This is a genomic window from Sandarakinorhabdus glacialis (genome assembly GCF_014643455.1).
Taxonomy (GTDB): Bacteria; Pseudomonadota; Alphaproteobacteria; order Sphingomonadales; family Sphingomonadaceae; genus Sandarakinorhabdus; species Sandarakinorhabdus glacialis.
The window spans coordinates 156,370-182,605 of record NZ_BMJM01000007.1; the positions used below are offsets into that span (position 1 = coordinate 156,370).

Genomic DNA, 26,236 nt, shown 5'->3' on the forward strand with positions numbered 1-26,236 from the left:
AGTCTCTCCGGGTGTACCGGCGCAGCATCGGGCGCGCTGCGATTACGGTCAACACGCGCATTGCATAGCCCTTGAACCTTTGGCCCCGGGGGACCGGCTCGCTAGACGGTCAGGCGATAGCCGACGCCGAGTTCGTTGACGATCAGCGTCGGCCGCGATGGATCGGGTTCGATCTTCTGGCGCAGATTGCGGACAACGATGCGCAGATATTCGATATGCTGTTCATAGCCGGCGGGCCAGGCCGCCTTGAGGATGGTCTGGTGGGTGACGACGCGGCCGGGCGCCATCGCCAGCTGCGCCAGCACGTCGTATTCCTTGCGCGTCAGGTGGACTTCCTGGTCACCAGCGTGGATGCGGCGCGTGCCGAGATCGATGCGCAGGCTGCCGGCGACGATGATCTCGTCGGCACCCTGGGCATTGATGGCATGGCGCAGGGCGGCCCGGACGCGGGCCAGAAGTTCCTCGGTGTCGAACGGCTTGGTGACATAGTCGTCGGCGCCGAGATCGAGTGCCGCGACCTTGTCGTCGGTGGCCTCGCGCGCCGACACCACCAGCACCGGCGCCTTGCCGCTTTTCTTGAGCAAAGGCAGGATTTCGAGGCCGTTGCGGTCGGGCAGGCCGAGGTCGAGCAGGATCACGTCGGGGGTTTCGGCGCGCGCCAGGTCGAGGGCATCGCGCGCATTGGCGGCCTCGATGACGTCATAGCCGGCGCGGGCGAGGGTGGTGCCCAGCAACCGGCGGATATGCAGGTCGTCATCGACGATAAGGACACGCTGGCGGATCATTCGTCCTCGCTCGCTTCGTGTTCGCGGACCAGCAGCGCCTCGGGGAAGATCAGGCTGAAGTCTGCCCCGCCGGAATCGGCGCGATTGCCGGCGCGGGCGGTGATGCCCATGGCTTCGGCGAATCCCCTGACGATGGCCAGCCCCAGCCCGGTCCCGGAAGGGCTGCGGTCAGAGCCTTCGAGGCGGCGGAAGCGTTCGAAAACCTCGGTCTCGGTGCCCGGCGGCAGGCCCGGACCGGTATCGACGACGTGAAGGACAAGCTCGCCGACCCGGCGCTCGCCGCGAATGGTGATCGGCGTGCCGGGGTCGCCATAGCGGCCGGCATTGTCGAGCAGGTTGAGCAGGCAATGGTGGAAAAGCTGCGGGTCGACCAGCACCAGCGGCAGGCTTGGCGGCACCTCGAGATTGATGTGATGACCGGCGAGCGTGGTGCGCATGTCGTGGACGGCGGCAGCGACGGCGTCGGTCAGGTCGGTGGGTTCGGTGCGCAGCTTGAGGGCGCCGGCCTCGACGCGCGCCATGTCGAGCAGGTTGGAGACGAAGCGATTAAGGCGGAGCGCCTCGCTTTCGATGGTTTCGACGAGCTCGGGGGTATAGCCGCCGCGCAATTGCCGCGCCGCCGCGAGCACCGAGGTCAGCGGCGTGCGCAGGTCGTGGCTGACGGACGACAGCAGCGCCGAGCGCAGGCGATCGCGTTCGCGCACCGTCTCGAGGTCGCGCATCTCGGCTTCGAGGCGCAGGCGTTCGAGCGCCAGCGCCGCCTGGTCGAGCAGGTTGGTCAGCAACGGCAGCTGGTCGGATCTCAGCGGGTCGCCGCCGTCCTCGCGGGCGAGGCCGATGACGGCCAGCGTGTGCCCGCCGGCGGTGAGCGGCATGAACAGCCATTCGGACGCGGCGAGGGTGCCCGAGCCGCGGCCTGCTGGCTTGCCGGTATCCTGGACCCATTGCGCGGCCGCCATTTCCATCGCTTCGAGGCGGGTGTCGGGGGATGTCGAGGCCTGGACAACGAGGCCAGTCGTCGTCGGTTCGAGCAAGGCGGTGCGCAGGTCGAACAGCCGGCCGATTTCGGCGCAGATGGTGCGCTGTACCTCGGTGCGGTCGCCGAGCGAGGTCAGCCGGCGCAGGAAGCCCGCCAGCGTGGCGTTGGCGCGCGCGCCGGCAGCAGCGAGGTCGGCCTGGACCCGGACCCGCGCCGTCAACTGGCTCGTCGCCGCGGCGACGCCGAGCAGCACGATCAGCGAGACGACATTTTCGGGATTGTCGACCGACAGCGTGCCGACCGGCGGCAGGAAGAAGAAATTATAGGCAAGCGACGAGACGAGGCCGGCAGCAATACCGGTACGCAGGCCGAACAGGCTGGCGGACGCCATCACGGGCAGCAGGTAGAGCAGCGCGACGTTCCCGAGCTCGAGGATGCTGAGCAGCGCCGACGCGGCCGCGGTGACGACGGCGACCATCAGCAGCATCCACGCATAGCCGGAGCGGGCGCCCCAGGTGCCGGGCTGGCGGATACGGACCGAGGCCGCGGCCGCGGTCTCGGTCGGCAGGACATGGACGGCGATGCCGGGGGTTTCGCGCACGAGGCGATCGACGACCGAGCCATGGCGAAGTTCGAACCAGCGGGATCGCGCCGATTTGCCGACGACGATCAGCGTGGCGCGCGCGTCGACGGCGTAGCGCTTCAGGCCCTCGACGACGCTGGTTTCGGGGACGGTGGCGACGGCGGCGCCGAGCTGGGTCGCCAGGTTGAGAGTCGCGGCGATGCGGCGGTGATCGTCCTTGCCGAGCTGTTGCCCGCGCGGGGTTTCGACATGGACGACGGTCCAAGGTGCGTGCAGGGCGTCGGCGATGCGTTTTGTGGCGCGGACCAGCCCATCGGCGCCCGGCTGTTCGGAAATGGCGACGATGATGCGCTCGCTGCCGGCCCAGGTGCCGCCCAGCGCATTGGCGCGGACATGATCGAGCATCTGGGCATCGACCGCCTGGGCGGCGCGCCGCAGCGCGAGTTCGCGGAGGGCCGACAGGTTCGACTTGGAAAAGAAGTGCGCCAGCGCGCGGGTGGCCTCCTGCGGCAGATAGACCTTGCCGTCCTTGAGGCGCTGGATGAGCTCGTCGGGGGGAATGTCGACGACTTCGATCTCGGCAGCTTCGAGGATGCTGTCGGGGACGGTTTCGCGGACGCGGACGCGGGTGAACGACGCGATGACGTCGTTAAGGCTTTCGACGTGCTGGATGTTGATCGTCGAATAGACATGGATGCCCGCCGCCAGCAGTTCCTCGACGTCCTGGTAGCGCTTGGCGTGGCGGCTGCCCGGCGCATTGGTATGGGCGAGTTCGTCGACGAGGACGAGCTTGGGCCGGCGCGCGAGGATGGCGTCGATGTCCATCTCGTACAGGGTGCGGCCCTCGTAGGCGATCTCGCGGCGCGGCACGATCTCCTGGCCCTTGGTCAGCGCCTCGGTTTCGGCGCGGCCATGGGTTTCGACGACGCCGATGACGACATCGGTGCCGTCGCGACGCTGGGCGGCGCCTTCGGACAGCATCTCGTAGGTCTTGCCGACGCCGGGCGCGGCGCCGAGGAAGATCTTCAGGCGTCCGAGGCCTTCCTGCGCGGCGGCGCGGAGAAAGGCCTCGGGAGGCGGTCGGTCGCGTTCTGTCAAAGGGCAGGTGCCGGGACGATGGCGATGGCCCCGGCAGGTGCCGGAGCGATGGCAGCAACCTTCAACCGGTCGAGGCTGCGGTTGAGCGCCAGCACGTTGACGCGGGGTTCGCCGAGGAAGCCGGCCAGCGGCAGCACGATCGCTGCGTCGACGAGCGCCTTGACCTCGGCCTGAGGCAGGCCGCGGACCTTGGCGATACGCGGCACCTGGACGAGCGCGGCGGCGGGCGACAGGTCGGGATCGAGGCCCGAGCCCGATGCGGTGACAAGGTCGTTCGGGACGATGGCGACACCTTCGGCCTGGCGTTTGTCGACATCGGCCTTGACCCGGTCGGCGAGTGCCTGCGACGTCGGCCCGAGATTGCTGCCCGACGACGACATGCCGTCATAGCCCTTGCCGGCTGCCGATGGCCGAGTCTGGAAATAGCGATCCGAGACAAAGGCCTGGCCGACGACTGCCGACCCGATAACCTTGCCGTTTTCGGTGACCAGGCTGCCGTTGGCGGCGTTCGGGAAAAGCAATTGTCCGATGCCGGTCATGGCGAGTGGATAGACCAGCCCGAGCAGCAAAGCGAACAGGATCGTCAGGACGATGGCCGGTCGGACGGCGCTGAAGATTTCTTTGTTCATGAGCGTTTATTCTAGACGAGGCCAAGGCCATTGACGGCAAGGTCGATGAGCTTGATCCCGATGAACGGCGCGACCAGGCCACCGAGACCATAGACCGCAAGGTTGCGTGACAACAGGGCACCGGCGCCCATCGGGCGATAGGTGACGCCCTTCAGGGCAAGCGGCACCAGCAGCGGAATGATCAGTGCGTTGAAGATGATCGCCGACAATATGGCGCTCTCGGGTGTCGCCAGCCCCATGACGTTGAGCACGCCGAGCCCGGGGTAGAGCACGATGAACATCGCCGGGATGATGGCGAAATATTTGGCGACATCGTTGGCGACCGAGAAAGTGGTCAGCGCGCCGCGGGTCATCAGCAGCTGTTTGCCGAGGCCGACGATCTCGATCAGCTTGGTCGGATCGCTGTCGAGATCGACCATGTTGCCGGCCTCGCGTGCGGCCTGGGTGCCGGTGTTCATCGCCACCCCGACATCGGCCTGCGCCAATGCCGGTGCATCGTTGGTGCCGTCGCCGCACATCGCCACCAGACGCCCGCCTTCTTGCTCCTTGCGGATCAGTGCCAGTTTGTCCTCGGGGGTTGCCTGGGCGAGGAAATCATCGACGCCGGCTTCGGCGGCGATGGCGGCAGCGGTGAGCGGGTTGTCGCCGGTGATCATCACCGTGCGGATGCCCATGGCGCGGAGCTCGCCGAAGCGCTCGCGGATGCCGGCCTTGACAATATCCTTGAGGAAGATCGCCCCGAGCAGGCGGCCATCCTTGACGACCGCCAAGGGCGTGCCGCCGGCGCGGCCGATCTCGTCGGTGATGCGGCGCAGTTCGGTCGAGGCGGCGGAGCCCGACGCTTCGGGGGTAGCGGCGAGGACGGAGTCGACCGCGCCCTTCTGGATCAGCGAGCCGCCGGTGCGGACGCCCGAGATGCGGGTTTGCGCGGTGAACGCGATGACTTCGGCGCCGGCGGGCAGTGCCGTCATCGCGATGTTGAACTTCTCGCGGGCCAGCACGACGATCGAGCGGCCTTCGGGGGTTTCGTCGGCGAGGCTGGCGAGCAGCGCCGCTTCGGCCAGCTCCTCGGGCCGCGTGCCGCCGACGGTGCGAAACTCGCTTGCCTGGCGGTCGCCGATGGTGATGGTACCCGTCTTGTCGAGCAGCAACACGTCGATATCGCCGGCCGCCTCGACGGCCCGGCCGGATTTGGCGAGCACGTTGAAGCGCACCAGCCGGTCCATGCCGGCGATACCGATCGCCGACAGCAGGGCGGCGATCGTCGTCGGGATGAGGGTGATCAGCAGCGCGGCGAGGATGGTGACCGGGATGCTGCCGCCGGCATAGCTGGCGAAGCCAGGGATGGTCGCGACGGCGATCAGGAAGATGATCGTCAGGCCGACGAGCAGGATCGTCAGTGCGATCTCGTTGGGGGTCTTCTGGCGTTCGGCGCCTTCGACCAGCGCGATCATGCGATCGAGAAAGCCTTCGCCGGGGTTGACGCTGACGCGTACGCGGATCTCGTCGGAAACGACGCGGGTACCGGCGGTGACGGCCGACCGGTCGCCGCCGGCCTCGCGGATGACGGGTGCGCTCTCGCCGGTGATGGCGGCCTCGTTGACGGAGGCAACGCCGGCGACGACTTCACCGTCCGAGGGGATCAGTTCGCCCATGGTGACGACGACGATGTCGCCGACCCTGAGCGCGCTGGCAGCGACGTTCTCGATGTCGTCGCCCTTGACCCGCCGCGCGGTCAGCTCGGCCTTGGTGGCGCGCAGGCTGGCGGCCTGGGCCTTGCCGCGGCCTTCGGCGATCGCCTCGGCGAAGGTGCCGAACAACACCGTCAACCACAGCCAGATGACGAGTTGCAGCTTGAAGCCGAAGGCCAGGCCGTCGCTGCCGATGAACAGCAGCACCGTCACCAGCACGGCGACAACGGCGGTGACGAACATCACCGGGTTGCGCACCAGCTGGCGCGGATCGAGCTTGCGGAAGGCGTCGCCGATCGCCGGAACGATCAGGTCGGCGGTGAACAACGAGGGGGTGGAGGTGCGAGCCATGACAGCGCTTTTCCGATCAGGACAGTTTGCCGTCGATCATCGCGAGATGGTCGACGATGGGGCCGAGCGCGAGGCTGGGCAGGAAGGTGAGGCCGCCGAGGATCAGGATGATGCCGACGAGCAAGCCGACCCACAAAGGCCCGGTTGTCGGCAGCGAGCCCGCGCTGGTCGGCGTGTACCGCTTGGCCGCGAGGCTGCCGGCGATGGCCAGCATCGGCACGATCACGAAGAAGCGCCCCAGCCACATGGCGACCCCGAGCAGGCCGTTGTAGAATGGCGTGTTGGCGGTCAGGCCGACAAAGGCCGAGCCGTTGTTGGCGGTGGCACTCGTGAACGCATAGAGGATCTCCGAGAAGCCGTGCGGCCCCTTGTTGAGCGGACCCGCCAGCCCGGCATCCATCACCGATGCGAGCGATGTCATCCCGAGGATGGCGAGCGGCAGCACGGCGATCGCCAGGACGGCCAGCTTGACCTCGCGCGATTCGATCTTTTTGCCGACATATTCCGGGGTCCGGCCGACCATCAGCCCGGCGACGAACACCGCGAGGATGGCGAACATCAGGAAGCCGTAGATACCCGCGCCGACGCCGCCGATGACGACTTCGCCAAGCTGCATGTTGAACAGCGGGATCATGCCGCCCAATGCCGTGAAGCTGTCGTGCATCGCGTTGACGGCGCCGCAGGATGCCGCCGTGGTGACGACCGCGAACAGCGACGAGGCGACGATGCCGAAGCGGACTTCCTTGCCCTCCATGTTGCCGCCGGCGACGCCGAGGCCGTGGAGGACGGGGTTGCCGATGGCTTCCTGCCAGTAGGTGATGCCGACGCCGACGACGAACAGCACGAGCATCGCGGTGAGGATCGCCCAGCCCTGGCGCTGGTTGCCCACCGCCTTGCCGAACACCCAGGTCATGCCGAAGGCGATGACGAAGATCGACAGCATCTGGACCAGGTTGGTGATGGCGTTGGGGTTTTCGAACGGATGCGCCGAGTTGGCGTTGAAGAAGCCGCCACCATTGGTGCCGAGCATCTTGATCGCTTCCTGGCTCGCCACCGGCCCGAGTGCGAGCGTCTGTGTTGCGCCTTCGACGGTCGTGACTTCGACCGAGGCGGCGAGCGTCTGCGGCACGCCATTGGCAATGTGGAACAGCGCCGAGATCATGCACAGCGGCAGCAGCAGGTACAGCGTCACCCGCGTCATGTCGGCCCAGAAATTGCCGATGCCGGCAGCACTGCGCCGCGCGAAACCGCGGAACAGTGCGAATGCCAGCGCGATGCCGGTCGCTGCCGACAGGAAGTTATGGATGGTCAGGCCGAGCATCTGCGAGAGGTTCGACAGGGTCGATTCGCCGCCATAGCTCTGCCAGTTGGTGTTGGTGGCAAAACTTATCGCGGTATTGAACGACAGATGCTCGCTGGCAGCGCCATAGCCGAGGCCGTTGAGCGGCAGCACGCCCTGCAGGCGCAGCACCGCATAGGTAAACAGCAGCAGGACGAAGTTGAAGACGAGCATATGGACGGCGTAGCGCCGCCAGCCCTGGTCGACGGTCGGATCGATGCCGGCGAGCCGGTAGAAGCCGCTTTCAACGGGGCCGAGCACGACATGAAGCGGTGTGCGCCGGCCTTCGAAAAGGGCGTGCAGCCACATGCCCATGGGTTTGGTCAGCACCAGCAAGATGCCGATGAAGAGCGCGATAAGGGTCCAGCCCTGAATGGTCATTGCAGCTTCCCTAGAAACGTTCGGGCCTGACCAGCACGGCCAGGAGATAAAGGAGAAGTGCCACCGCGGTGATCGCGGCGAGCCAAAGATCGATGGTCATCGGTTCAGGCTTTGTCGCACAGGCGGATATAGGCGAGCGTCGCCGCCATCAGTCCGAACAGGATGGCGATCCAGAGAATGTCTTGCATGGTCAATATCCCCGTTCTTCGGCTCGACTAGAAAGCGGCGCTGATCGAGAAGAACACTTTGCTGCCGGCAATGGAAGAACCGTCCTTTGTCGACGAGAAGTTCGGCTGCAGCTGCAGATATTCGGGGCTGCTGGTGTCGATGTCGGTATCGACATAGGCGACACCCAGCGTCACCGGGCCGACAAGCACGTCCATACCAAGCAACCAGTCGACGTATCTGCCCGTCGGCGCGACGCTGGTGCCGTTCGGGCCAAGGCCGGGGTTGCCGTCGGAATAACCGATATGCGCCTTCAGGGTCACCGGTGTGTTCTTGATGCCATAGGCAGCGTCGCCCCAGACATAGAGATTGTCCTCCTTCTCGCCGGCGACGCTGGTCGGGGTGTTCGACCAGTTGCCGAGCGCCTCCTGCGACGGGGCGTAAGCGACGCCCGCAAGCAACGACAATTGGCCGGTCGTGCCCGACAGCTTGATATAGGGCTCGGCGAAATCGGTGATCTTGGCGCCGCCTGGATACATGTACCAGGTCAGGCCGACATCGAGGGTGCCGCCGGCGACGGGCAGCTTGTAGCCGCCGAACAGGTCGAGTTCGAGATTCGGCCCGCCGAAAGTGCCCCAACCCGCCAGGTTCGACGCCCAGAACCCGGCATAAAGCCCTGTTTCACGGTTGACGGTCAGGCCGCCCTGGACGGCAAAGCCCTTGTCCGACTGCGAGACGCCGCGGAAGCGATAGTCGGTGACGAGTGCCGTCGATCCGGTGACGGTGAGGGCCGGCCCAGCCGCCACTTGCGCGGCGGCAGCGGACACAGCCTCCTCCTGCGCGGCGGGGGTGGTCGCGGCCATGTCCTGCGCGGCGGCGGGAACGGCGATGCCGGCAAGAATTGCGGCGATGTAGACATTCGATGAAGTCATCTTGGTTTTTCCGTGTTCAGATGTTGCGATGCGACGAGAAACGATGGTGCGCAGTTACAAGGCTGCGGCATTGGCGAACGAGGGCGAAGAATCGCCCGCGACATAGTATTTGCCTATGTTTGCCGGCCCGGGCGGCCGGTTCGGGTCAGGCGCCGAGGAATGCCATGATGGCGGCGAAGACCGCGACGGGACCCAGGGTTGCCGCGAGGAACAGGAACATGCCGGCCCGGTGCGGACATCCGGCCGGACCGATATGGGGGCGAACACGGTGGCTCATGGCGACGCTCGATCCTTTGGGACGACGGCGCAGGCTGGCCGGCACCTCCGGCCGATATGGGGCGCCCGGCCGTTGCGGCTCAATCGCGACCCGGCAGCATCGGCATAGTATTTGCATAGTATCGAACGCCGGTTTTTACCGGCAAAGTGCGGCGTGGACCGGGGCGTATTCCGGCCGCATAACGCTGGCGAAACAACGAAAGCAAATTCATGCCGATTTCCCTTTACGATGCCGTGGTGCCGTCGAACCTGCAGATCCTGGGGGCCGTCGACGCACTGCTCGGCAAAGCCGAGGCGTTTTGCGCCGAGCACGGCAAGGCGGCGGCCGACCTGATCGACACGCGCCTCGCACCCGACATGCTGCCGTTCGGCTATCAGGTAAAATCCTGCGCGGCGCATTCGGTGGGCGGCATCGAGGGCGTGCGCGCCGGCAGCTTCTCGCCCGACATGGCGCCGTGGCCGACCGATTTCGCCGGCCTGCACGATGTCTTGCAGACGGCCATGGCAAGCCTGAAGGCGATCGATCGCGACGCCTTCGACGCGCTGGCGGAAAGCGATACACAGTTCACTTTCGGCGCGACCGTGATGCCGTTTACCGGGGCGAATTTCCTGCTCTCGTTCTCGCAGCCGAACTTCTATTTTCACGCGACAACGGCGTATGCGATCCTTCGCGCGCAGGGCGTGAAGCTGGGCAAGCGCGATTTCATGGGAATTCCGCGTATCAAGCGCTAGCGCCGCTGCGGGAAAGTGGCCGGCCGACCGATAAAGGTCGAGCCGGCCAGTCCTTGCGCGATTTTGGGGCAGGATCAACGCAGTCGAAACAAGCGGTGAAAGGATTACATCGCCGCCGCGGGACCCCACTAGCCAGCTCAGGTTACAGCCTGATGACGCCGTAGACACGGCATAACAGCAGCATTTCGGGGGTTGTTGCTGCGTTGCAACACTCCCCCGACAATGCCGATCTGCAATGATTCTTGAACAACAGTGTCACATACCGGTGCGAAACGGCCGCCTGTCCTTGATGATTGGTGACCCACATGACGAACATGTCCTGCCGCGCCTTGATCCTCGCCGGTGCCAGCCTGGCCTTCGCCGCTAACGCCGCTGCCCAGACCTCGCCCGTCGTCACCCAGGTCGCGGCCACCGAAATCGGGACCGAAGATGCCGAGATCATCGTCTTCGGGCGCGGCGAAGTCCGCCAGGTCACCGAGGTCACCCAGCTCGACATGCGCCGGACCGTCGCCGGGTCGAGCCCGTTCAAGGCGATCGAAAAATTGCCGGGCGTCAATTTCCAGTCGGCCGACCCGTTCGGCGTCTATGAATGGTCGACGCGGATCAGCCTTCGCGGCTTCAACCAGAACCAGCTCGGCTTCACCTTCGACGGCGTGCCGTTGGGCGACATGAGCTATGGCAACGTCAACGGCCTCCACATCAGCCGCGCCATCATCTCGGACAATGTCGGCAGCGTCCGGGTCAGCCAGGGCGCAGGCGCAGTCGGCACGGCCAGCACGTCGAACCTGGGCGGCACCATCGAGTTTACCTCGCGCGAACCGTCGGCGGACCTGGGGGTCGCCGGCAATTTCACCTATGGATCGAACGAAACCATCCGCGCCTTCGCCGCGATCGACAGCGGCGACATCGGCGGCTTTCGAAGCTATATTTCGTATGCCTATCTCGACGCCAGGAAGTGGAAGGGCGTCGGCACGCAATATTCGCACCAGGTCAATGCCAAGGCGACGTATGACTTCGGCGGCGGCGGCAAGATGACCGGTTTCGTCAACTACACCGATCGCCGCGAAAACGATTACCAGGACCTGTCGCTCGAACAGATCGGCCGGCTCGGTTATGACTGGGACAATGTTTCGGGCGACTGGCCGCTGGCCTTGCGGATCGCGCAGGTTGCCGCCAATCGCGGTGATGTCGGCGGCGCCGTGCCGCGGCGGCCCAACACTGCCGGCAAAGTCTATCCCGGCCCGATCACCAGCGTCGACGATGCCTATTACGACGCCGGTGGCCTGCGCCGCGACTGGCTCGGCGGGTTGAAGCTCGAAGTGCCGCTGACCGACCGGCTCGATGCGACGGTGCAGGGCTATTACCACAACAACAAGGGCCAGGGGTCGTGGTTTACCCCCTATGTCGCCAGCCCGTCGGGCAACGACATTTCATTTCGCACCACCGAATACGGCATCGAGCGCATCGGCTTCCTCGGCAATGTCAGCGCCGATCTCGGCGCCCATGCCGTCAAGATCAGCCTGTGGTGGGAAAACAATGATTTCAACCAGGCGCGGCGGTTCTACGACGTGTCGGGCACGGCGACGCCGAGCACGACGGCGCTGACCTACCAGTCGAAGCCGTTCGCGTCGCAATGGGACAATGCCTACAACACCGAGACATTCCAGTATGCCGTGCAGGACCAGATCGAGCTGACGGACAGTTTTTCGATCTCGGCGGCCTTCAAGGGCCAGAGCGTCAAGCTGCGCGCTCGGGAGAACATCGTCACCGGCGCGCTGGCACTCGGCAACATCACCTCGGAGGATTTTTTCCTGCCGCAGGCCGGCGTGCTCTACAAGCTGGGCGGCAGCGCGGGCGAGATTTTCGCCAACTACAACGAGAACCAGCGGGCCTTCAGTGCTTCGGCGACGACCGGTCCGTTCGCCACCACGCAGGCCGGGTTCGCCGCACTGCGCCCCAATCTCGAGCCCGAGAAATCGAAGACCGTCGAGGCCGGCTATCGCTTCGGCTTCGGGCCGGTGCGCGGCGTCGTCGCCGGCTATTACGTCGATTTCTCGAACCGCATCCTCGGCACCCAGGCCGGCGCCGGCATCGTCGGCAACCCGGTCATCCTCGCCAATGTCGGCTCGGTGCGCTCGGTCGGCGTCGAAGCGGGGCTGACGTGGAAGATCATCGAGCCGCTGACGCTGACAGCGAGCTATGCCTATAACGATTCTACCTATCGCGACAATGTCGTCAATGCGGCCGGGGTCATCACCCAGGCCATCAAAGGCAAGACCGTCGTCGATTCGCCCAAGCATATCGGCAATGTCGAACTCGCCCTCGACAGCGACGGCTTTTATGCGCGCGCCAATGGCAATTTCATGTCGGAGCGCTTTTTCACCTATTCGAACGACAAGTCGGTGCCCAGCCGGGCGATCTTCGACGCCAAGGTCGGTTACCGTTTTACCAGCACCGACGGCTTTCTGAACGGGCTGGCCATCGAAGGCTCGGTCACCAACGTGACCGACAAGCGCTACGTCGCCACCATCGGGTCGAACGGCTATGGCTTTGCCGGCGACAACCAGACGCTGCTGGCCGCGGCGCCGCGGCAATGGTTCGTCACGGCGCGCAAGGATTTCTGACCGGCCTCAACCCCGCAGCGGCGCGGGCCTTGCCTCGATGACGGACCTGCGGATCGACGCGACCAGACTGGCAACGAGGGTCCGGTCGGCGATCGCGCGAAAATCGACCTCTGCCCGCGTTTTGCCGATGTCGAGCAGGACATAGCCCGCGTCGACGACGTTGCTGTAGCGGATGTGCGGGTTGTTGGCGGCGACATCGCCGAAACGCCCTGCCGGCGGTGAGGCCGCGCCGAGGGCGGAGGTGACGATCTCGGTGCCGATGCGCTTGCCGGCCGCGTCGTTGAGGTCGTTCTGCCAGAATGAATGGACATCGCCGCTGAGCACGACCGCATTGCGCACCGCACCCAGTTGCGCGAGCAGCCGCGCTCGATTGGCGGCGTAACCGTCCCATTGGTCGCTGAAAACCGCCCGGTGCCTGCCATCGAGGTATAGCGGCGCGAGGCACACCTGCTGCGCCACCAGCGTCCACGGCCGCGTCTCGGCCGCGAGCCGTGCCGCGAGCCAGTTTTCCTGGGCGGCACCCAGGATCGAACGGCCGGGCGCCGCCGCTTCGGCACAATGCTCGAGCCGGGTGTTGCGGGCCACCATGGGCGCTGCGCACGGGGGCTCGCTGCGATACTGCCGGGTATCGAGCACCGAAAGCGAGGCAAGATCTCCCCAATCGATAGCGCGGTACAGTTGCGGCGACCCGGGGTTGCGCCACAAGCTCGGCCGGATCGGCATGTGCTCGAAATAGGCCTGGTAGGCGGCGGTCCGGCGCGGGGCGAACAGGGCCGGCGCCAACCCTTCGCGATTGGCGAGATTGGCGTAATCGTTGAGGACTTCGTGATCGTCCCAGGTGACCAGCCACGGCGCGGCGCGATGGGCGGCCTGCAACTCGGGATCGGTCTTGTACAGGGCGCGGCGTTGGCGATAGCCGGCGAGATCGACCGGGTCCGCTGCTCCGAAGTGCCGTACCTTGGCCTGTCCGGCATAGGATTGTTCGTAGATATAATCGCCGAGCTGGATGATCAGGTCGGGATCGGCGGCGACGATGTCGCGGTAGACGCCGAACTGCGCCTGCTCCCAGTGCTGGCACGAGGTCACCGCCAGCCGCAGCCGGTCGGCACGCTGCGGCACGGTCGCGGCACGCCCCGCCGGACTCGTCGCGTTCATGGCGTGGAAACGATACCAATACGGCCGCCCCGGCTGCAGCCCGGCGACTTCGATATGGACGGCGTGGGCGGCCTCGGGCCGGGCGAGGCCGCGCAGCGACCGGACGATGCGCCGAAAGCCCGCGTCCGCCGCGATCTCGCAGCGCACGACGATCGCACCGGCCAACAGCGGCGCGGCGCCGGGTCCGACCAACCGGGTCCATAGCACGAAGCCGTCCAGGCCAGGGTCGCCGCTGGCGACGCCCAGCGCAAACGGGTCGGCCAGCGTCCGCGCGCCGCGATCGACCGCAACGGCCGGCGCCGCCGACAGCGCGGCCATGGCGGTGAGCACCGCGCGGCGGTGCCAGAGCGGCGCGGGGGGCTGGCTGAACATGCCGGACCCGTACCGCGCCGATATGTCGGCTTGGTGACAAAACGACCGCCATGTCGCGCGATTGTCGTGAATTTGTAACGGGATCGTCGTGTTCGCTCGTTGGCGACACCGGTGTCCGGCGAAGTTTCGCCAAAGGTAAATCGATGAACTGCAAGCTCGTGTTTCGTACGGCCGCCTGTGTCGCGGCGCTGATGCCGGCCGTCGCCATGGCGCAGGATGCCGCGCCCCGGACCACGGCGGCGGTTGCCGACACCGAGGACGCCGAGATCGTCGGGTACGGCACCGGCGTCGTTCGCCAGGAACAGACGCTGTCGGCGCGGTCGATCGCGATCCTGCCGCCGGGCAGCTCGCCGCTGAAGGCCGTCGCCCGCCTGCCCGGCGTCGCGCTGCAAAGCGCCGACCCGTTCGGCAGCTATGAACTCGGCACCCGCCTGTCGGTGCGCGGCTTTAACCAGAGCCAGATGGGCTATACGCTCGATGGCATCCCGCTCGGCGACATGTTCTACAACGGCCATAACGGGCTCCACGTGAGCCGCGCCATCGCCGCCGAGAACATCGCCAGCGTCAAGCTCTCGCAAGGTGCCGGCGGCCTCGGCATCGCCTCCACCAGCGACCTTGGCGGCAACCTCGAATTCCTGTCGCGTGGACCTTCCGAGGATCTGGGCGGCGAGATCAACGCCACCTACGGCATGAACGACACCGTCCATGTGTTCGCGCGCCTCGACAGCGGCGAACTGTCGACCGGCACCCGCCTGTCGCTGTCGGGCGTCTATCACGACGCCGACAAGTGGAAGGGCTACGGCAAGCAGACCGACCGCAAGGTCAACGCCAGCATCGTCCAGAATATCGGCGACGGGACGCTGACCGGCTGGGTCAATTATTCGATGCACAAGGAGCGCAACTACGTCGACCTGTCGCCGGCGACCCTGTCGCGGCTTGGCTACGATCTCGACTTCCTGCGTCCCGATTTCGCCACCGCCGTGCTGATGTCGCAGGTCAGCGCCAACCAGACCGCCAACGCCGCCAAGCGCCCGTTGCCGTTCCCGACGGCGGGCACCGTGTTCCCGAGCCCCTACACCAACGTCAACGATACCTATTACGACAGCGGCGGCTTTCGCGAGGACGTCCTCGGCGCGCTGGCGCTCAAGCTGCCGCTCACCGACTGGCTCGATGCATCGGCGACCTATTACCATCATTATGATCGCGGCAGCGGCGGCATCTATACGCCGGCAGTATCCAGCCCGGGCGGGTTCCCGCTGTCGGTGCGCACGACCGAATACGCCATCAATCGCGACGGCGGCATCGCCAATCTCACCGGCCGGCTCGGCGACCACACCCTGCGGCTCGGCTATTGGCACCAGGAAAACGAAGCCCGCACCGATCGCAGCTATTATGCCGTCAGCGACGCCGTGCGCCCCGACGTCACCGAATTGCTGACCAACCCGTTCCGCAGCGACTTCCTGACCGACCTGACCACCCTGACCAACCAGTATTTCGTCAGCGACAGCTGGCAGGTCAGCGACGCGGTCACCATCGCCGGCGGCTTCAAGGGCGCGCGGGTCGAAAACGGCATCACCACCAAGTTCGGCACGCCATTCATCAACGGCAAGATCGCCGCCACCGACTGGTTCCAGCCGCAGATCGGCGCGACCTTCAAGGCCGGCGAGCAGGAATTCTTCGCCAATTACGCCGAGAACATGCGCGCCTATATCAGCTCGTTCCGCGGGCCGTTCGGGACCACCCAGGTCGGTTTCGAGGCGATCCGCGACAATCTCAAGCCCGAGACGTCGCGCACCATCGAGGGCGGCTGGCGTTTCGACCTCGGCCCGGTCCGCGGCGTCGTCGCGCTGTACGACGTCAAGTTCAGCAACCGCCTGCTGGCGGCGTTCAGCGGCGCCAACATCCTCGGCAACCCCAGCGTCCTGCAGAACGTTGGCAGCGTCACCAGCCGCGGCATCGAGATCGGCGCCACCTATCGCATCGCCCGCGCGCTGTCGCTGATCGGCTCCTATTCGTACAACGACAGCAGCTATGACGACAATACCGTCAACGGCGCGGGGCTGGTACGGACCAAGGGCATGCGCACCGTCGACACCCCGGCACACCTGGCCAAGGGCGAGGTCAACTACGACGACGGCCAGGTCTTCGGCAATTTCGCCGGCTCGTACACGTCGAAGCGCAACCTCACCTACACCGGCGACCGGACCGTCGGTGGCTTCGTGCTGTTCGACGCGGCGCTCGGCTATCGTTTTGCCGAAACCGGCCGCCTCGCCGGCTTCGAAGTCCAGGTCAACGCCGTCAATTTGTTCGACAAGCAGTATATCGCGGCACTGGGCTCGGGCCAGTTCTTCAACAACAAGACTTCGATCAACAACACCATGCAGGCGGGGTCACCGCGCCAGGTCTTCGGCACCGTGCGCAAGCGCTTCTGAGGATCGGGCGCATCCACCCGCAGCATGCCCAAAAAAAAGGGCCGGGCCTCGCGTTGGCAAGGCCCGGCCCGAATATGTGATCCGCAGGGACTGGCGGCTCCGGGGGGGGTGGAGCGGGCAGTGTGCGGATCGGGCTGCCGGCCTCAAGGGGGAGGAGCGACCGGCAACCTGACACTCGGTCACCCGGGGGGGGTGGGCGATCCGAGCGTAGCGCCGTCAACGACGGCCACGGACTGTATTTACGGCTGCGAACCTTCTTTGTGCAGTGCACAAACTTGCAACCCAGCCATGCACTGGGTGCAAGGCGGCAGGTATCCGCGACATGGCTGCGCGGCACGTGATTTTGGCCGACTTCAACCTAACCATATCAGAAACCACCAATTGTGCCGCCGGGAATCTCTTCGTCAGGACTGCGCAATAAACTGCGATAGGATGTCGTCGAAAAGCGTCGGGGGGCAAACAGTGCATAGAATGGTCATTGCCATGGTGGCAGTCTCGCTGGGCCAGACGGCATCCGCGCAGGCCAGGACTGCGCAGTTTGCAGTCCGCGCTTCGGCGCAATATGCGGGGGACATCGGCGGTGATGGCCTCAACGCCGTGCTGCGCATCGACCATGCGCTGACCGGTAACACCTATTCGCGCGTCTTCAACCGCCCGATCGATCGGATTCCGTCGTACGGCATCGTCAACGCCACGCTCCAGTTCAATGGCGCGACGACCGCTGGTTTGCGCGGGTCTATGCCCAGAACCTGCTCGACAACAACGCCGTCACCGGGCAATTTCTGTCCGATGCATCATCGGGGTTGTTCACTAATATCTTCCCCGTTGAGCCGCGCCGCTTGGGCCTCGCGCTCGGCGTGAAATATTGGTGCCAAGCGCGCCCGACACGGTGTCGGCGGCGTGGCAGGCATTTTACGCCGCGGCCCCTGACGCGGCGCAGATCCCGGCAACGCCGGCACTCGGTGACAGGGAGGGTTGGGCCCGTACCCAAGCCGCCGTCGATGCGCCGATGCTGATCGCCACCGCCACAGCGCCGGAGACGTTCGACGGGCGAGCAAGCGACAGGATGCTCGGCGGCGTGCCGGTCATCGAAGTGCACCCCGCCGGGGCCGGCACCACGGGACGTGCAATCATAACCGGCCCCCCGAGGTTTCGCCGATCTATGCCGACTTCGCTGCGGGGTTTCCGCCCACCCTTATCCAGGGCGGCACCCGCGAGATCTTCCTCAGCAACTTCGTCCGGCTCTATTGCGCAATGGTCGATGCCGGCCAAGACGCCATACTCGACCCATACGAGGGCATGCCCCACGCCTTCCAGGCCTATCCGCTGCAGATGCACAGTCCGGAAAGCCAGGCGGCTATCGGTGCGATCGCGCGTTTCCTGAACAAGCATCTGGCATTTGGCGCATAAAGCGGACGTCGGGCTTATCGCCCCCCACATGATATCATGTTCGCTCTGATTTTCGTGTGCTTGTCGGCGGCCGCCTGATCACCCAAGTCGCAAGGGCACAATGACAGGGGCTTTCCATGCAGACCAAGCGACTCGGCCGTAGCGGCATCCATGTTTCCGCCATCTGCATGGGAACCATGACCTTCGGCTCGCAGGCCGACGAGGCCACCGCCCATCGCGTCCTCGATGCCTCGCTCGACGCCGGCATCAACTTCTTCGACACCGCCGAGAACTACCCGGTGCCGCCCAAGGAGGAATGGGCCGGCGTATCCGAGGAGATCGTCGGCCGCTGGATGAAGACCAAACGCCGCGACGAACTCATCATCGCCACCAAGGTTTCCGGCCCCAGCCACGGCTGGATCAAGTCCTCGCAGCGCGCCGGCATGACCGCGCTCGATCGCCACAACATCGTCCGCGCCATCGAGGCCAGCCTGAAACGCCTGCAAACCGACTATGTCGACCTCTACCAGACCCATTGGCCCGACCATGGCACGCCCTATGAGGAGGCGATGCGCGCCCTCGACGACCTCGTCACCGCCGGCAAGGTCCGCGTCCTTGGCTGCAGCAACGAAACCGCCTGGGGCCTGATGAAAAGCCTCGGCGTCTCGGCGCTGGAGGGGCTCGCCCGCTACGAAACCATCCAGAATAATTTCAGCCTCAACAATCGCCGGTTCGAGGATGCCCTGGCCGAGGTCTGCCGCCAGGAACAAATCAGCCTGATCCCCTATTCCCCGCTCGGGGGCGGCACATTGTCGGGCAAATACAACGGCGGCGCCCGGCCCGAAGGCGCGCGTTTCTCGCGCTATCTCGAAATGGGCGGCCGCCAGGCGGCGATGGCGCTGCGCTTCGTCAACGAAAAGTCCCTCGCCTCCACCGAGCGTTTCATCGCCATCGCCGCCGACGCCGGGATCGCCCCCGTCACGCTGGCAACGGCATGGAGCAAGCAGCATGACTTCGTCGCCTCGACCATCGTCGGCGTTGCCCGCGACGACCAGCTTCCCGATATCCTCGCCGCCGCAGACCTGACCCTGTCGGACGAAGTGATGAAGGCCTGCGATGCGGTAACGAAGGACATCCTGTACCCGATGAACTGATGTGCCATTTGCAGTGTCCGCAAGCGGCACGTCTAGGTCCAGTAAAGTATGCGTGCATCGGGAAGGTTTTCGGCGATGGCGCGTTCGAAAAACCGTCGCAGTTCTATCATGGTCGACCTGTCGTAGACATGCTTGACGCTGCCGAACTTCGTCCGCTTCTCTGCCCGCCGGTCGCTGCTCATGTCGAGCGCCGACCCCGGGTACCAGCTGTCCAGCACGGCCTTGGATCCCGCCGAATAGCGATGCGTGATGAGCTCGATCGTCAGGTCGGGATCGGGCGCCCCGTCGAGAACCGCGGCGACATCTGCAATCAGCTGGCCATAGGCCTCCTGCCACCCTTCGGCCGCGATGATCGGGGCGATGGTCAGGCCCATCCGATAGCCGGCATCCGCCATCCGGCGCAGGGCCGCCAGCCGCGCTTTCACCGGCGCGGTGCCGCCCTCGAAGCGAGCGAACAATGGCGGGTTCAGCGAGACGCGCATGCGCGTCCTCCGTTGATGCCTGACGCCGGTCAGCGCCGCGACGGCATCGAACTTCGTCGTGAACCGCAGTTGCGCATCCGCTTGCCACGCGCCGAACTGCGCGATTGCGGCCGACAATGACCCGGTCAGATGCTCGATACCGAGCGGATCGGTGTAGCAGGACGCTTCATAGGTCGTCCCCTCGTGCGCACGCCTTGCCGAACGGGACGTAATCCGGCCCTGCCCGAGGTGACGGGCTGCGGCATCGAATATCTCGGGCAAGTTCGCATATACCCGGGTGATCGGCGCACCCTTCAGCGACCCGGCAAGATAGCAGTAGCTGCAATGGGGCATCCCTCGGCCAGGTCGAGGCGCCAATCGGCAGACGGCGCGATCGGCTGCAGCTTGAGCTTCGATGGCGGCGCAACGGTAACGGCAAGCGTGGACTTGGCGAAGGCGTATGAAGCGTCGGCCGCAAGCCCCAGGCGGTCGGAAGCAAGCTCGATGACGTCGATCCCGAGCGCCGTGCAGCGTTCCGCCATGGCCAGGCCATGCGACCAGTCGCGCGCCGCGCGCGACAGCAGGACGCGCTTGGGGCGCCACAAACGGGTCGGTCCGACGTCCGGCGAGATGATCGGATGGTCGAGGTCGACAGCGCCGTCGCCGGCGTCCGGATTGAGGTGCGGGCTTGAAGGCATGGCAGATCAACGCTGGTCGCGGGCATCGGTTCAGGCCCAGTCGAGGGGTGCGACCCTCAAGCCAACCACCCCATGGCGACTGCCGGTCTGAAGCGCTGCAACCCATGCCGCTTGTGCAGCGATCGCGTTTGCAGCACCTGTCGGCATCCTGAAAAGTCCGCTTTCGTCGAACGCGAAAGCCGGTCGAGCCGAAAGCCGATCCTGACATGAGATTGACCCTGTCGGCACGCGAGGCCCGGCGGATCGCGCTGTCGGCCATCGGCCTTGCCGCGCCGCGGCCGGTGCACCGCGGTGCACCGGCCGGCTGGCCGCCCTGGTCGACCGCCTGGGCCAGGTCCAGATCGACTCGGTCAACGTGCTCGCCCGTGCGCATTACCTGCCCGCCTATTCACGCCTCGGCGCTTATGACACCGCAGCGTTCGAGGCCATGACCGTCGGCCCGACCCGCCGCCTGTTCGAATATTGGGGCCATGAAGCATCGCTGATCGACGTCCAGTTACAGCCGGCGCTGCGCTGGCGCATGGCGGACGCGCGTGGCCTCGTCAGCGGCTATGTCGGTCTGCGCCGCTTTGCCAGCGAGCGGCGCGATTTCATCGACGCCGTCCTGCGCGAAATAGACGCGCGCGGCCCGCTCGCTGCACGCGACCTCGAGGACGGTGGCCGGGCGACCGGCAGCTGGTGGGGCTGGTCCGACGGCAAGCGCGCGCTCGAATGGCTGTTTCTTGCCGGCCTGGTGACGACGTGCCCGGTCGGCTGCCGCTCCGCAATCTTCGCTTCTCGCTCGTCGATGTGCCCGATCTCCAGGTCCTTCCGGGTGAACATCCGGCAATGACCGATATATGGATGGGTGCAGGGCCGGTACCCGCATTTCTCCATCGCATTCTGAACCTGCTGGCCATCGCGTGGGCAAAATTGGCTTTGCCCTCGCTCGTCCGGTTGTCCGGCCTTTTCCATTTCGTGCTCAACCTGATAAAGTTCGGCGAACATCGTGGCGGCATGTATGTGCGAGCAAGCGGATTGCGCGATGGTCAGCGGGTCGAACAAAGCTGGCATCTGCTGGCCGAGGGCGATGACGGCCCGCTCATCCCATCGATGGCGATCGAAGGGATCATCCGCAAGTTGCTTGCCGGCGAGCGGCCCGCCGCCGGCGCCCGACCGGCAACACACGCGCTCGATCTGGCCGACTATGATCGGCTGTTCGCAACACGAGCCATCGTCACCGGCTTCCGCAGCGAGGGCGCCAGGACGGCGCACCAGCAAATACTGGGGCGAGTTCGGGCTTGGTATGGCGATGGATGCTGAAACGAGTTCAGCATGACGAAACGATATAGGCCCGCGGTGTCCCCTATTTATCTTGTCGCTGGATTTGAGTGGCTGGGCATGACAGGACAGCCGCGATAGCCATAGGAGAGACGTCCATGATTTTTGAATATACCGACAAGACCAAGGCCTTGATCGAGCGGGTCAGCGCCTTCATGGACGAGCACATCTATCCCAACGAGGCGCGGTACGAACAGGAAGTCGGCGAGGGCGAGCGCTGGAAGGTGCTGCCGGTCATCGAGGAACTGAAGCCGCATGCCAAGAAGGCGGGCCTTTGGAACCTGTTCCTGAATGTGTCCGACCATGATGTCGGCGAGTGGAAGGGGCCGGGGCTGACCAACCTCGAATATGCGCCGTTGGCCGAGCTGATGGGGCGGGCGGGCTGGTCGTCGGAAGTGTTCAATTGCTCGGCGCCCGATACCGGCAACATGGAAGTGCTCCGGACCTACGGCACGGAGGCGCAGAAGTCGGAGTGGCTGCGGCCGCTGATGGACGGCGAGATCCGATCGGCGTTCCTGATGACCGAGCCGGCGGTGGCGTCGTCGGATGCGACCAATATCGAGACGTCGATCGTTCGCCAGGGCGATGAATATGTCATCAACGGGCGCAAATGGTGGTCGTCGGGGGTCGGTGATCCGCGCTGCTCGATTGCGATCGTGATGGGCAAGACCGACCCGAATGCGCCGCGCCATGCCCAGCAGAGCCAGATCCTGGTGCCGCTGGATGCGCCGGGAATCACCAAGGTCCGGGCACTGAAGGTGTTCGGTTACGATGACGCGCCGCATGGGCATTTCGAGGTCATACTCGACAATGTGCGGGTGCCGGCGGCGAACATGATCCTCGGCGAGGGCAAGGGCTTCGAGATCGCGCAGGGGCGGCTCGGGCCGGGGCGCATCCACCATTGCATGCGCAGCATCGGTGCGGCCGAGCGGGCGCTGGAGAAGATGGTCAAGCGGCTCAAATCGCGGGTGGCGTTCGGCAAGCCTTTGTCGGAGCACAGCCTGTGGCACGAGCGGATCGCCGATTCGCGCATTGCCATCGAGCAGTCGCGGCTGCTGACGCTGAAGGCGGCGTACCTGATGGATACGGTCGGCAACAAGGCGGCGGCGAACGAGATCGCGATGATCAAGGTGGTGGCGCCGAACATGGCGTGCCTGATCTTCGACCATGCCATCCAGGCGCACGGCGGCGGCGGCGTCAGCCAGGATTTCGGGCTGGCGAGCGGTTACGCGGGGCAGCGGACCCTGCGGCTGGCGGATGGGCCGGACGAGGTGCATCGGCAGGCGATCGCGAAGAACGAGCTGCGGCGGTATAACTGAGCAGCGACGCGGCGCGCATGGGTTTCATGCGCGCCGACAGGCGCAAGCACGGCCAGCGAGGCGGACAGCCTCGCTGGCCGAACTCGTCTGACGACGGGCGCGGCTTTGCCGCGACCAAGCTCTTATAAAGAAGTTTTTGCGTAATCCGGCTTGCATGAGGCGCGGTGCGCTGCTAACCGCCCCCTCCTACCGGACGGAGCCCCGAGGGTTCTGGACAACTTGGTCGTGCGGCCATGGCGGAACTGGTAGACGCGCAACGTTGAGGTCGTTGTGGCCGAAAGGCCGTGGAAGTTCGAGTCTTCTTGGCCGCACCAAACAGTCAGCCGGTCCGGGGTTATCCCGAGCCCAGCGAGACCGGGGCGAGTTTATTCCCCAATTCCCGGGCGTTTGCTCAGGCCTCCAAAACGCACTGCAGCCAGATGCGTCTCTGAGACGCCGAATCGCCCGCTGATATCTCGCGATATCTCTGCGGGCGGTTTCCAAACCGCAGTCGGAACGAGGGGCGTTTGCCGCGCCCTGCGGCGTGGGCCTAGTCGCAGCCCAAGAGGATGCGCTGATCAGTCCAGCGCAGCGGCAGATCGACAGCCATCAGCTTGCGGCGATTGAGGGCAGGCGGCTGCCGACCCTCGAGCACCGTCGTGACAATGTCGGGCGCCAGGTAGCTGAGCTTGATGAGTTTGGCGACATGGGTACGGCAGCGTCCTTGGCCTTTAGCCAGCTGGTCGATCGAAGTGTCGGGCGCGGCCATCAGCAAGCCGCGTAGAGCATGGGCTTCGGCGATCAGGTCAACCAGTTGGTGGTCGCGCTGGATCGTCGCCTCACTGGCCTTTGCGGGGATGATAAGTCGCACCTCATGGCCACGGCGAACCCGGGCTGTTGGTGCCTGCAGCAGAAGTGTGTCGTTGAGGCCGACTGCATCGGTCCCATTCGGCAGAAAGCTGGACCGACGCATGGTGATTTCGACTCGGCCGTCGCCAAGCATCACACGCTCGATGTAGCGGTTGAGGATCACCGATCGGTCGGGCGACGCCGATTTGCAAAGTTCTAGGCCGGCGTCCGCTGCCGCTGTGATGGCAATATCCATGCGACGCGTGTCCGGCACGGCGGTGCAGATGGCGGCGTGGACCGCTGCACCGTCGCTGAGGAAGCTTTGCAGCCGATTGATGACGATACGTTCGAGATCGTGTGCTGACACCCGCCAGGCCGGGTTGGCGGCATCGATGCCGGCTTCGCTGTGGGTGATATAATAGCGGTAGCGCTTGGAGCCCTTGTTGGCATGACTCGGCGACATCCGCCGGCCCAGGCCATCGCACACTAATCCGACTAAAAGGCTTGCATGCCGGGTGTTGGTAATACGCTGCAGGCGTGGTCCATTGTCGGCCAGCTTCGCTTGGACCTGGTCCCAAAGCTCCTGGGGTACGATGGCGTCATGTTCCCCGGGATAGGCCGTGCCCTTATGGACGATCTCGCCAAGGTAAATGCGGTTCTTGAGCAGGTGGAACAGGCTGCCGCGGGCGAAGGCGATGCCACCGCGATGGCCGGTCGAGGTCCGCAACTGGATCTTGGTTCGCAGGCCCTCGTGCGCCAACACGGTGATCAGTTCACGAACCGAGCCTACTTCGAGGTAGCGCTGCATGATTTGGCGCACCGTCGCGGCTTCGGCTTCGTTGACGAGCAGCTTGCGATCCTGGACCTCATAGCCCAGCGGCACTGGACCGCCCATCCACAGCCCCTTCTTCTTGGAGGCAGCGATCTTGTCGCGGATGCGCTCACCGGTGACCTCGCGCTCGAATTGGGCAAACGACAGCAGAACGTTGAGGGTCAATCGTCCCATGCTGGTCGTGGTGTTGAACGATTGTGTGATGCTAACGAACGAGGCGCCAGCTGCATCGAGGACATCGACGATCTTGGCAAAGTCGGCGAGGCTGCGGGTCAGCCGGTCAACCTTATAGACAACAATGGTGTCGACCTTACCGGCCTGAATATCGGAGAGCAGGCGTTTGAGGCCGGGCCGCTCCATGCTGCCGCCCGAGAAGCCACCATCGTCATAAAGGTCGGAGACCAGCGTCCAGCCCTCGTGGCGTTGGCTCAGCACATAGGCAGCGCATGCCTCGCGCTGGGCATCGAGGCTATTAAACTCTTGCTCCAGTCCATCCTCGGTCGACTTGCGGGTATAGATGGCACAGCGTTGGCCGCGTTCGGGAGGTTCGGGTTTACGCATGCGCAAGATCCTTGACCCGCTTGGTGCCGGCGGTTTTCAGCCCGAAGAACCTTGGTCCTGACCAGTGGGCTCCGGTAATCTCGCGCGCGATCTTGCTGAGCGACTCATACTGTCGGCCTTCGAACACCAGACCGTTCTCGGTAATGAGTACCGACCAGTTGCGGTCGCCCCATGACCGCATCAAGGTAGTGCCGGGGCGCAGGTCGGCGGCGACGGTCGACGCGGGCTTTGCAGCCAAGCTGCTAGTATCGTCGCCTGCCCGCATCGCGAGTCGCTTGAGCTCGCGCGTGGCCGCGGGCGCCAAGCCGCCGAGCGCCCGCTCCTGCAGCTGCCAGGCGATGCCGCGGACCAACATGTCTACGCTGACCCGGGGTGCCGGCACCCGATACAACCGTTGCCATTCTGCACGGAGCTGGGCGGGCGACAAGGTCGCCAAGCCCGCCAGTTTGTCGTCGAGCCGGGACATGTCAGGCCGCACCAATGGGGTAGCGCGCGACGCCGTCGATCTTGTTGCCGGTGATAGTCAAGCCGAGCTTGCGCGGGCCGCTGAGTGCCGCCCGAGCCGTATGGGGCGCCGACGCCGTCAGATCGAGCAGGCTTACGCCCGTAGCGCAGTTTGGCATGCCCACGACAGCAGCGTCCTTGGTTGCTGGCCTACAGCGTGTCCTCAAGCCTGTGGGATCGATCGGAGTACCAGTAAGCTTGCCATTTAGGGAGCCCGTCATGATGCTTGTCCTAGGTAGCGAGACGACACCAGCGTCGCCTGCCACCGCCCACAGCCTCGCCAGTCGTCTGGTCGAGGCGGAGACTGCCCCCAACGGCGGCCACGTTCATGCGATAAGCAATGCTCGTATTGCCGCCCTAGTCGAATGGAATGTGGGCTTTGCGCCATGATCTCGGTCATCGGGACGACCCTGGGCTGATTCCGGAAGCCGAAAATGATTGATGCGGACCGGTCGAGCTGAACTGGTGGCCAGCGTCGTTCAGACGCGCCGGTCGGTCGCTAGGGTCAGGACTCGTTGATCAGAGCCAGAAGATGACGGTTGCGGCGAGCGCGATGGCGGAGAAGAAGACTGTAGGACATCGATCGTAGCGGGTGGCGACGCGGCGCCAGTCCTTGAGGCGGCCGAACATGATCTCGATGCGGCTA

General features: G+C 65.3%; 25 protein-coding genes, 1 tRNA gene and 1 pseudogene. 11 read left to right on the top strand and 16 right to left on the bottom strand.

Going from position 1 to position 26,236, the window contains the following annotated elements; all coding sequences use genetic code 11:
* Positions 1 to 101 precede the first annotated feature (101 nt).
* From IEW98_RS11345 to IEW98_RS16785, 8 genes are all read right to left on the bottom strand, one after another.
* The gene (locus tag IEW98_RS11345) at positions 102 to 785 is read right to left on the bottom strand and encodes a response regulator transcription factor (RefSeq protein ID WP_188763064.1); all 684 of its coding nucleotides are present in this window, start codon (positions 783 to 785) and stop codon (positions 102 to 104) included.
* Positions 782 to 3,445, bottom strand: coding sequence for a DUF4118 domain-containing protein (locus tag IEW98_RS11350; RefSeq protein WP_188763065.1), 2,664 nt, complete (start codon positions 3,443 to 3,445; stop codon positions 782 to 784). Before IEW98_RS11350 ends, IEW98_RS11345 begins: the two co-directional genes overlap by 4 nt.
* On the bottom strand, positions 3,442 to 4,074 hold the full coding sequence (gene kdpC, locus IEW98_RS11355; RefSeq protein ID WP_188763066.1) for a potassium-transporting ATPase subunit KdpC: 633 nt from the start codon (positions 4,072 to 4,074) through the stop codon (positions 3,442 to 3,444). Before kdpC ends, IEW98_RS11350 begins: the two co-directional genes overlap by 4 nt.
* An 11-nt stretch (positions 4,075 to 4,085) precedes the next feature.
* On the bottom strand, positions 4,086 to 6,116 hold the full coding sequence (kdpB, locus tag IEW98_RS11360; protein WP_188763067.1) for a potassium-transporting ATPase subunit KdpB: 2,031 nt from the start codon (positions 6,114 to 6,116) through the stop codon (positions 4,086 to 4,088).
* Positions 6,117 to 6,132: 16 nt separating this feature from the next.
* A complete protein-coding gene (gene kdpA, locus IEW98_RS11365) occupies positions 6,133 to 7,836 on the bottom strand; it encodes a potassium-transporting ATPase subunit KdpA (protein WP_188763068.1) in 1,704 nt (567 codons plus the stop codon).
* A gap of 10 nt (positions 7,837 to 7,846) precedes the next feature.
* Positions 7,847 to 7,936, bottom strand: coding sequence for a K(+)-transporting ATPase subunit F (gene kdpF / locus IEW98_RS11370; RefSeq protein WP_188763069.1), 90 nt, complete (start codon positions 7,934 to 7,936; stop codon positions 7,847 to 7,849).
* A gap of 115 nt (positions 7,937 to 8,051) precedes the next feature.
* Complete coding sequence (locus IEW98_RS11375; protein WP_243450712.1) at positions 8,052 to 8,933, bottom strand: TorF family putative porin; 882 nt, start codon at positions 8,931 to 8,933, stop codon at positions 8,052 to 8,054.
* Positions 8,934 to 9,078: 145 nt separating this feature from the next.
* The gene (locus IEW98_RS16785; RefSeq protein ID WP_279380368.1) at positions 9,079 to 9,210 is read right to left on the bottom strand and encodes a hypothetical protein; all 132 of its coding nucleotides are present in this window, start codon (positions 9,208 to 9,210) and stop codon (positions 9,079 to 9,081) included.
* Positions 9,211 to 9,419: 209 nt separating this feature from the next.
* Here IEW98_RS16785 and IEW98_RS11380 point away from each other — a divergent pair, with 209 nt between their 5' ends.
* Together IEW98_RS11380 and IEW98_RS11385 are read left to right on the top strand one after the other, a co-directional pair.
* Complete coding sequence (locus IEW98_RS11380) at positions 9,420 to 9,941, top strand: DUF1993 domain-containing protein (protein WP_188763070.1); 522 nt, start codon at positions 9,420 to 9,422, stop codon at positions 9,939 to 9,941.
* Between the two features lie 305 nt (positions 9,942 to 10,246).
* Positions 10,247 to 12,565 (top strand): TonB-dependent receptor domain-containing protein, encoded by a 2,319-nt coding sequence (locus IEW98_RS11385; protein ID WP_243450713.1) that lies wholly within the window; start codon positions 10,247 to 10,249, stop codon positions 12,563 to 12,565.
* 6 nt (positions 12,566 to 12,571) lie between these two features.
* Here the strand turns inward: IEW98_RS11385 and IEW98_RS11390 are convergent, their stop codons facing one another.
* The gene (locus tag IEW98_RS11390) at positions 12,572 to 14,092 is read right to left on the bottom strand and encodes an alkaline phosphatase D family protein (RefSeq protein WP_188763071.1); all 1,521 of its coding nucleotides are present in this window, start codon (positions 14,090 to 14,092) and stop codon (positions 12,572 to 12,574) included.
* Positions 14,093 to 14,235: 143 nt separating this feature from the next.
* On the opposite strand from IEW98_RS11390, the gene IEW98_RS11395 reads away from it, so the two are divergent.
* Both IEW98_RS11395 and IEW98_RS11400 read left to right on the top strand, forming a co-directional pair.
* Positions 14,236 to 16,524, top strand: a complete 2,289-nt coding sequence (locus IEW98_RS11395; RefSeq protein ID WP_188763072.1) for a TonB-dependent receptor — start codon at positions 14,236 to 14,238, stop codon at positions 16,522 to 16,524.
* A 471-nt stretch (positions 16,525 to 16,995) separates the two neighbouring features.
* A complete protein-coding gene (locus tag IEW98_RS11400) occupies positions 16,996 to 17,385 on the top strand; it encodes a hypothetical protein (protein ID WP_188763073.1) in 390 nt (129 codons plus the stop codon).
* A 51-nt stretch (positions 17,386 to 17,436) separates the two neighbouring features.
* Here IEW98_RS11400 and IEW98_RS16500 read toward each other — a convergent pair whose 3' ends face one another.
* Entirely contained in the window at positions 17,437 to 17,658 is a 222-nt protein-coding gene (locus IEW98_RS16500) for a hypothetical protein (RefSeq protein ID WP_243450722.1), read from the bottom strand.
* 15 nt (positions 17,659 to 17,673) lie between these two features.
* Between IEW98_RS16500 and IEW98_RS16505 the strand changes: the two are divergent.
* Positions 17,674 to 17,934, top strand: a pseudogene (locus tag IEW98_RS16505) (alpha/beta hydrolase); the annotation flags it as partial.
* Between the two features lie 116 nt (positions 17,935 to 18,050).
* Entirely contained in the window at positions 18,051 to 19,067 is a 1,017-nt protein-coding gene (locus tag IEW98_RS11410; protein ID WP_188763075.1) for an aldo/keto reductase, read from the top strand.
* Between the two features lie 32 nt (positions 19,068 to 19,099).
* On the opposite strand, the gene IEW98_RS11415 is transcribed toward IEW98_RS11410, so the two are convergent.
* Positions 19,100 to 19,882, bottom strand: coding sequence for an SPL family radical SAM protein (locus IEW98_RS11415; RefSeq protein WP_371870771.1), 783 nt, complete (start codon positions 19,880 to 19,882; stop codon positions 19,100 to 19,102).
* On the bottom strand, positions 19,843 to 20,226 hold the full coding sequence (locus IEW98_RS16510; protein ID WP_243450715.1) for a hypothetical protein: 384 nt from the start codon (positions 20,224 to 20,226) through the stop codon (positions 19,843 to 19,845). Before IEW98_RS16510 ends, IEW98_RS11415 begins: the two co-directional genes overlap by 40 nt.
* A 325-nt stretch (positions 20,227 to 20,551) precedes the next feature.
* Here IEW98_RS16510 and IEW98_RS11420 point away from each other — a divergent pair, with 325 nt between their 5' ends.
* The 4 genes from IEW98_RS11420 to IEW98_RS11435 all read left to right on the top strand — a co-directional run bounded on the left by IEW98_RS11420 (position 20,552) and on the right by IEW98_RS11435 (position 23,179).
* Positions 20,552 to 21,058, top strand: coding sequence for a DNA glycosylase AlkZ-like family protein (locus IEW98_RS11420; RefSeq protein WP_279380370.1), 507 nt, complete (start codon positions 20,552 to 20,554; stop codon positions 21,056 to 21,058).
* Positions 21,055 to 21,528, top strand: a complete 474-nt coding sequence (locus IEW98_RS11425) for a saccharopine dehydrogenase family protein (RefSeq protein ID WP_188763076.1) — start codon at positions 21,055 to 21,057, stop codon at positions 21,526 to 21,528. Before IEW98_RS11420 ends, IEW98_RS11425 begins: the two co-directional genes overlap by 4 nt.
* A 116-nt stretch (positions 21,529 to 21,644) precedes the next feature.
* Positions 21,645 to 22,865 carry an acyl-CoA dehydrogenase family protein gene (locus IEW98_RS11430; RefSeq protein WP_188763077.1) on the top strand — a complete coding sequence of 407 codons (1,221 nt, stop codon included), beginning with the start codon at positions 21,645 to 21,647 and terminating at the stop codon, positions 22,863 to 22,865.
* Positions 22,866 to 23,092: 227 nt separating this feature from the next.
* Positions 23,093 to 23,179 (top strand) — tRNA-Leu (locus IEW98_RS11435).
* A 215-nt stretch (positions 23,180 to 23,394) separates the two neighbouring features.
* Here IEW98_RS11435 and IEW98_RS11440 read toward each other — a convergent pair.
* From IEW98_RS11440 to IEW98_RS11450, 3 genes are read right to left on the bottom strand one after another with little or no spacing between them, the layout of a single operon-like run.
* The gene (locus tag IEW98_RS11440; RefSeq protein WP_188763078.1) at positions 23,395 to 25,086 is read right to left on the bottom strand and encodes a recombinase family protein; all 1,692 of its coding nucleotides are present in this window, start codon (positions 25,084 to 25,086) and stop codon (positions 23,395 to 23,397) included.
* Positions 25,079 to 25,552, bottom strand: coding sequence for a DUF2924 domain-containing protein (locus tag IEW98_RS11445; protein ID WP_188763079.1), 474 nt, complete (start codon positions 25,550 to 25,552; stop codon positions 25,079 to 25,081). Before IEW98_RS11445 ends, IEW98_RS11440 begins: the two co-directional genes overlap by 8 nt.
* A 1-nt stretch (position 25,553) precedes the next feature.
* Positions 25,554 to 25,709: a hypothetical protein gene (locus tag IEW98_RS11450; protein ID WP_188763080.1), complete on the bottom strand. Its 156-nt coding sequence runs from the start codon at positions 25,707 to 25,709 to the stop codon at positions 25,554 to 25,556.
* A gap of 100 nt (positions 25,710 to 25,809) precedes the next feature.
* On the opposite strand from IEW98_RS11450, the gene IEW98_RS11455 reads away from it, so the two are divergent.
* Complete coding sequence (locus IEW98_RS11455) at positions 25,810 to 25,980, top strand: hypothetical protein (RefSeq protein WP_188763081.1); 171 nt, start codon at positions 25,810 to 25,812, stop codon at positions 25,978 to 25,980.
* Between the two features lie 129 nt (positions 25,981 to 26,109).
* On the opposite strand, the gene IEW98_RS11460 is transcribed toward IEW98_RS11455, so the two are convergent.
* On the bottom strand, positions 26,110 to 26,236 hold a 127-nt coding region (locus tag IEW98_RS11460), incomplete at its 5' end, for a transposase (RefSeq protein WP_188761460.1).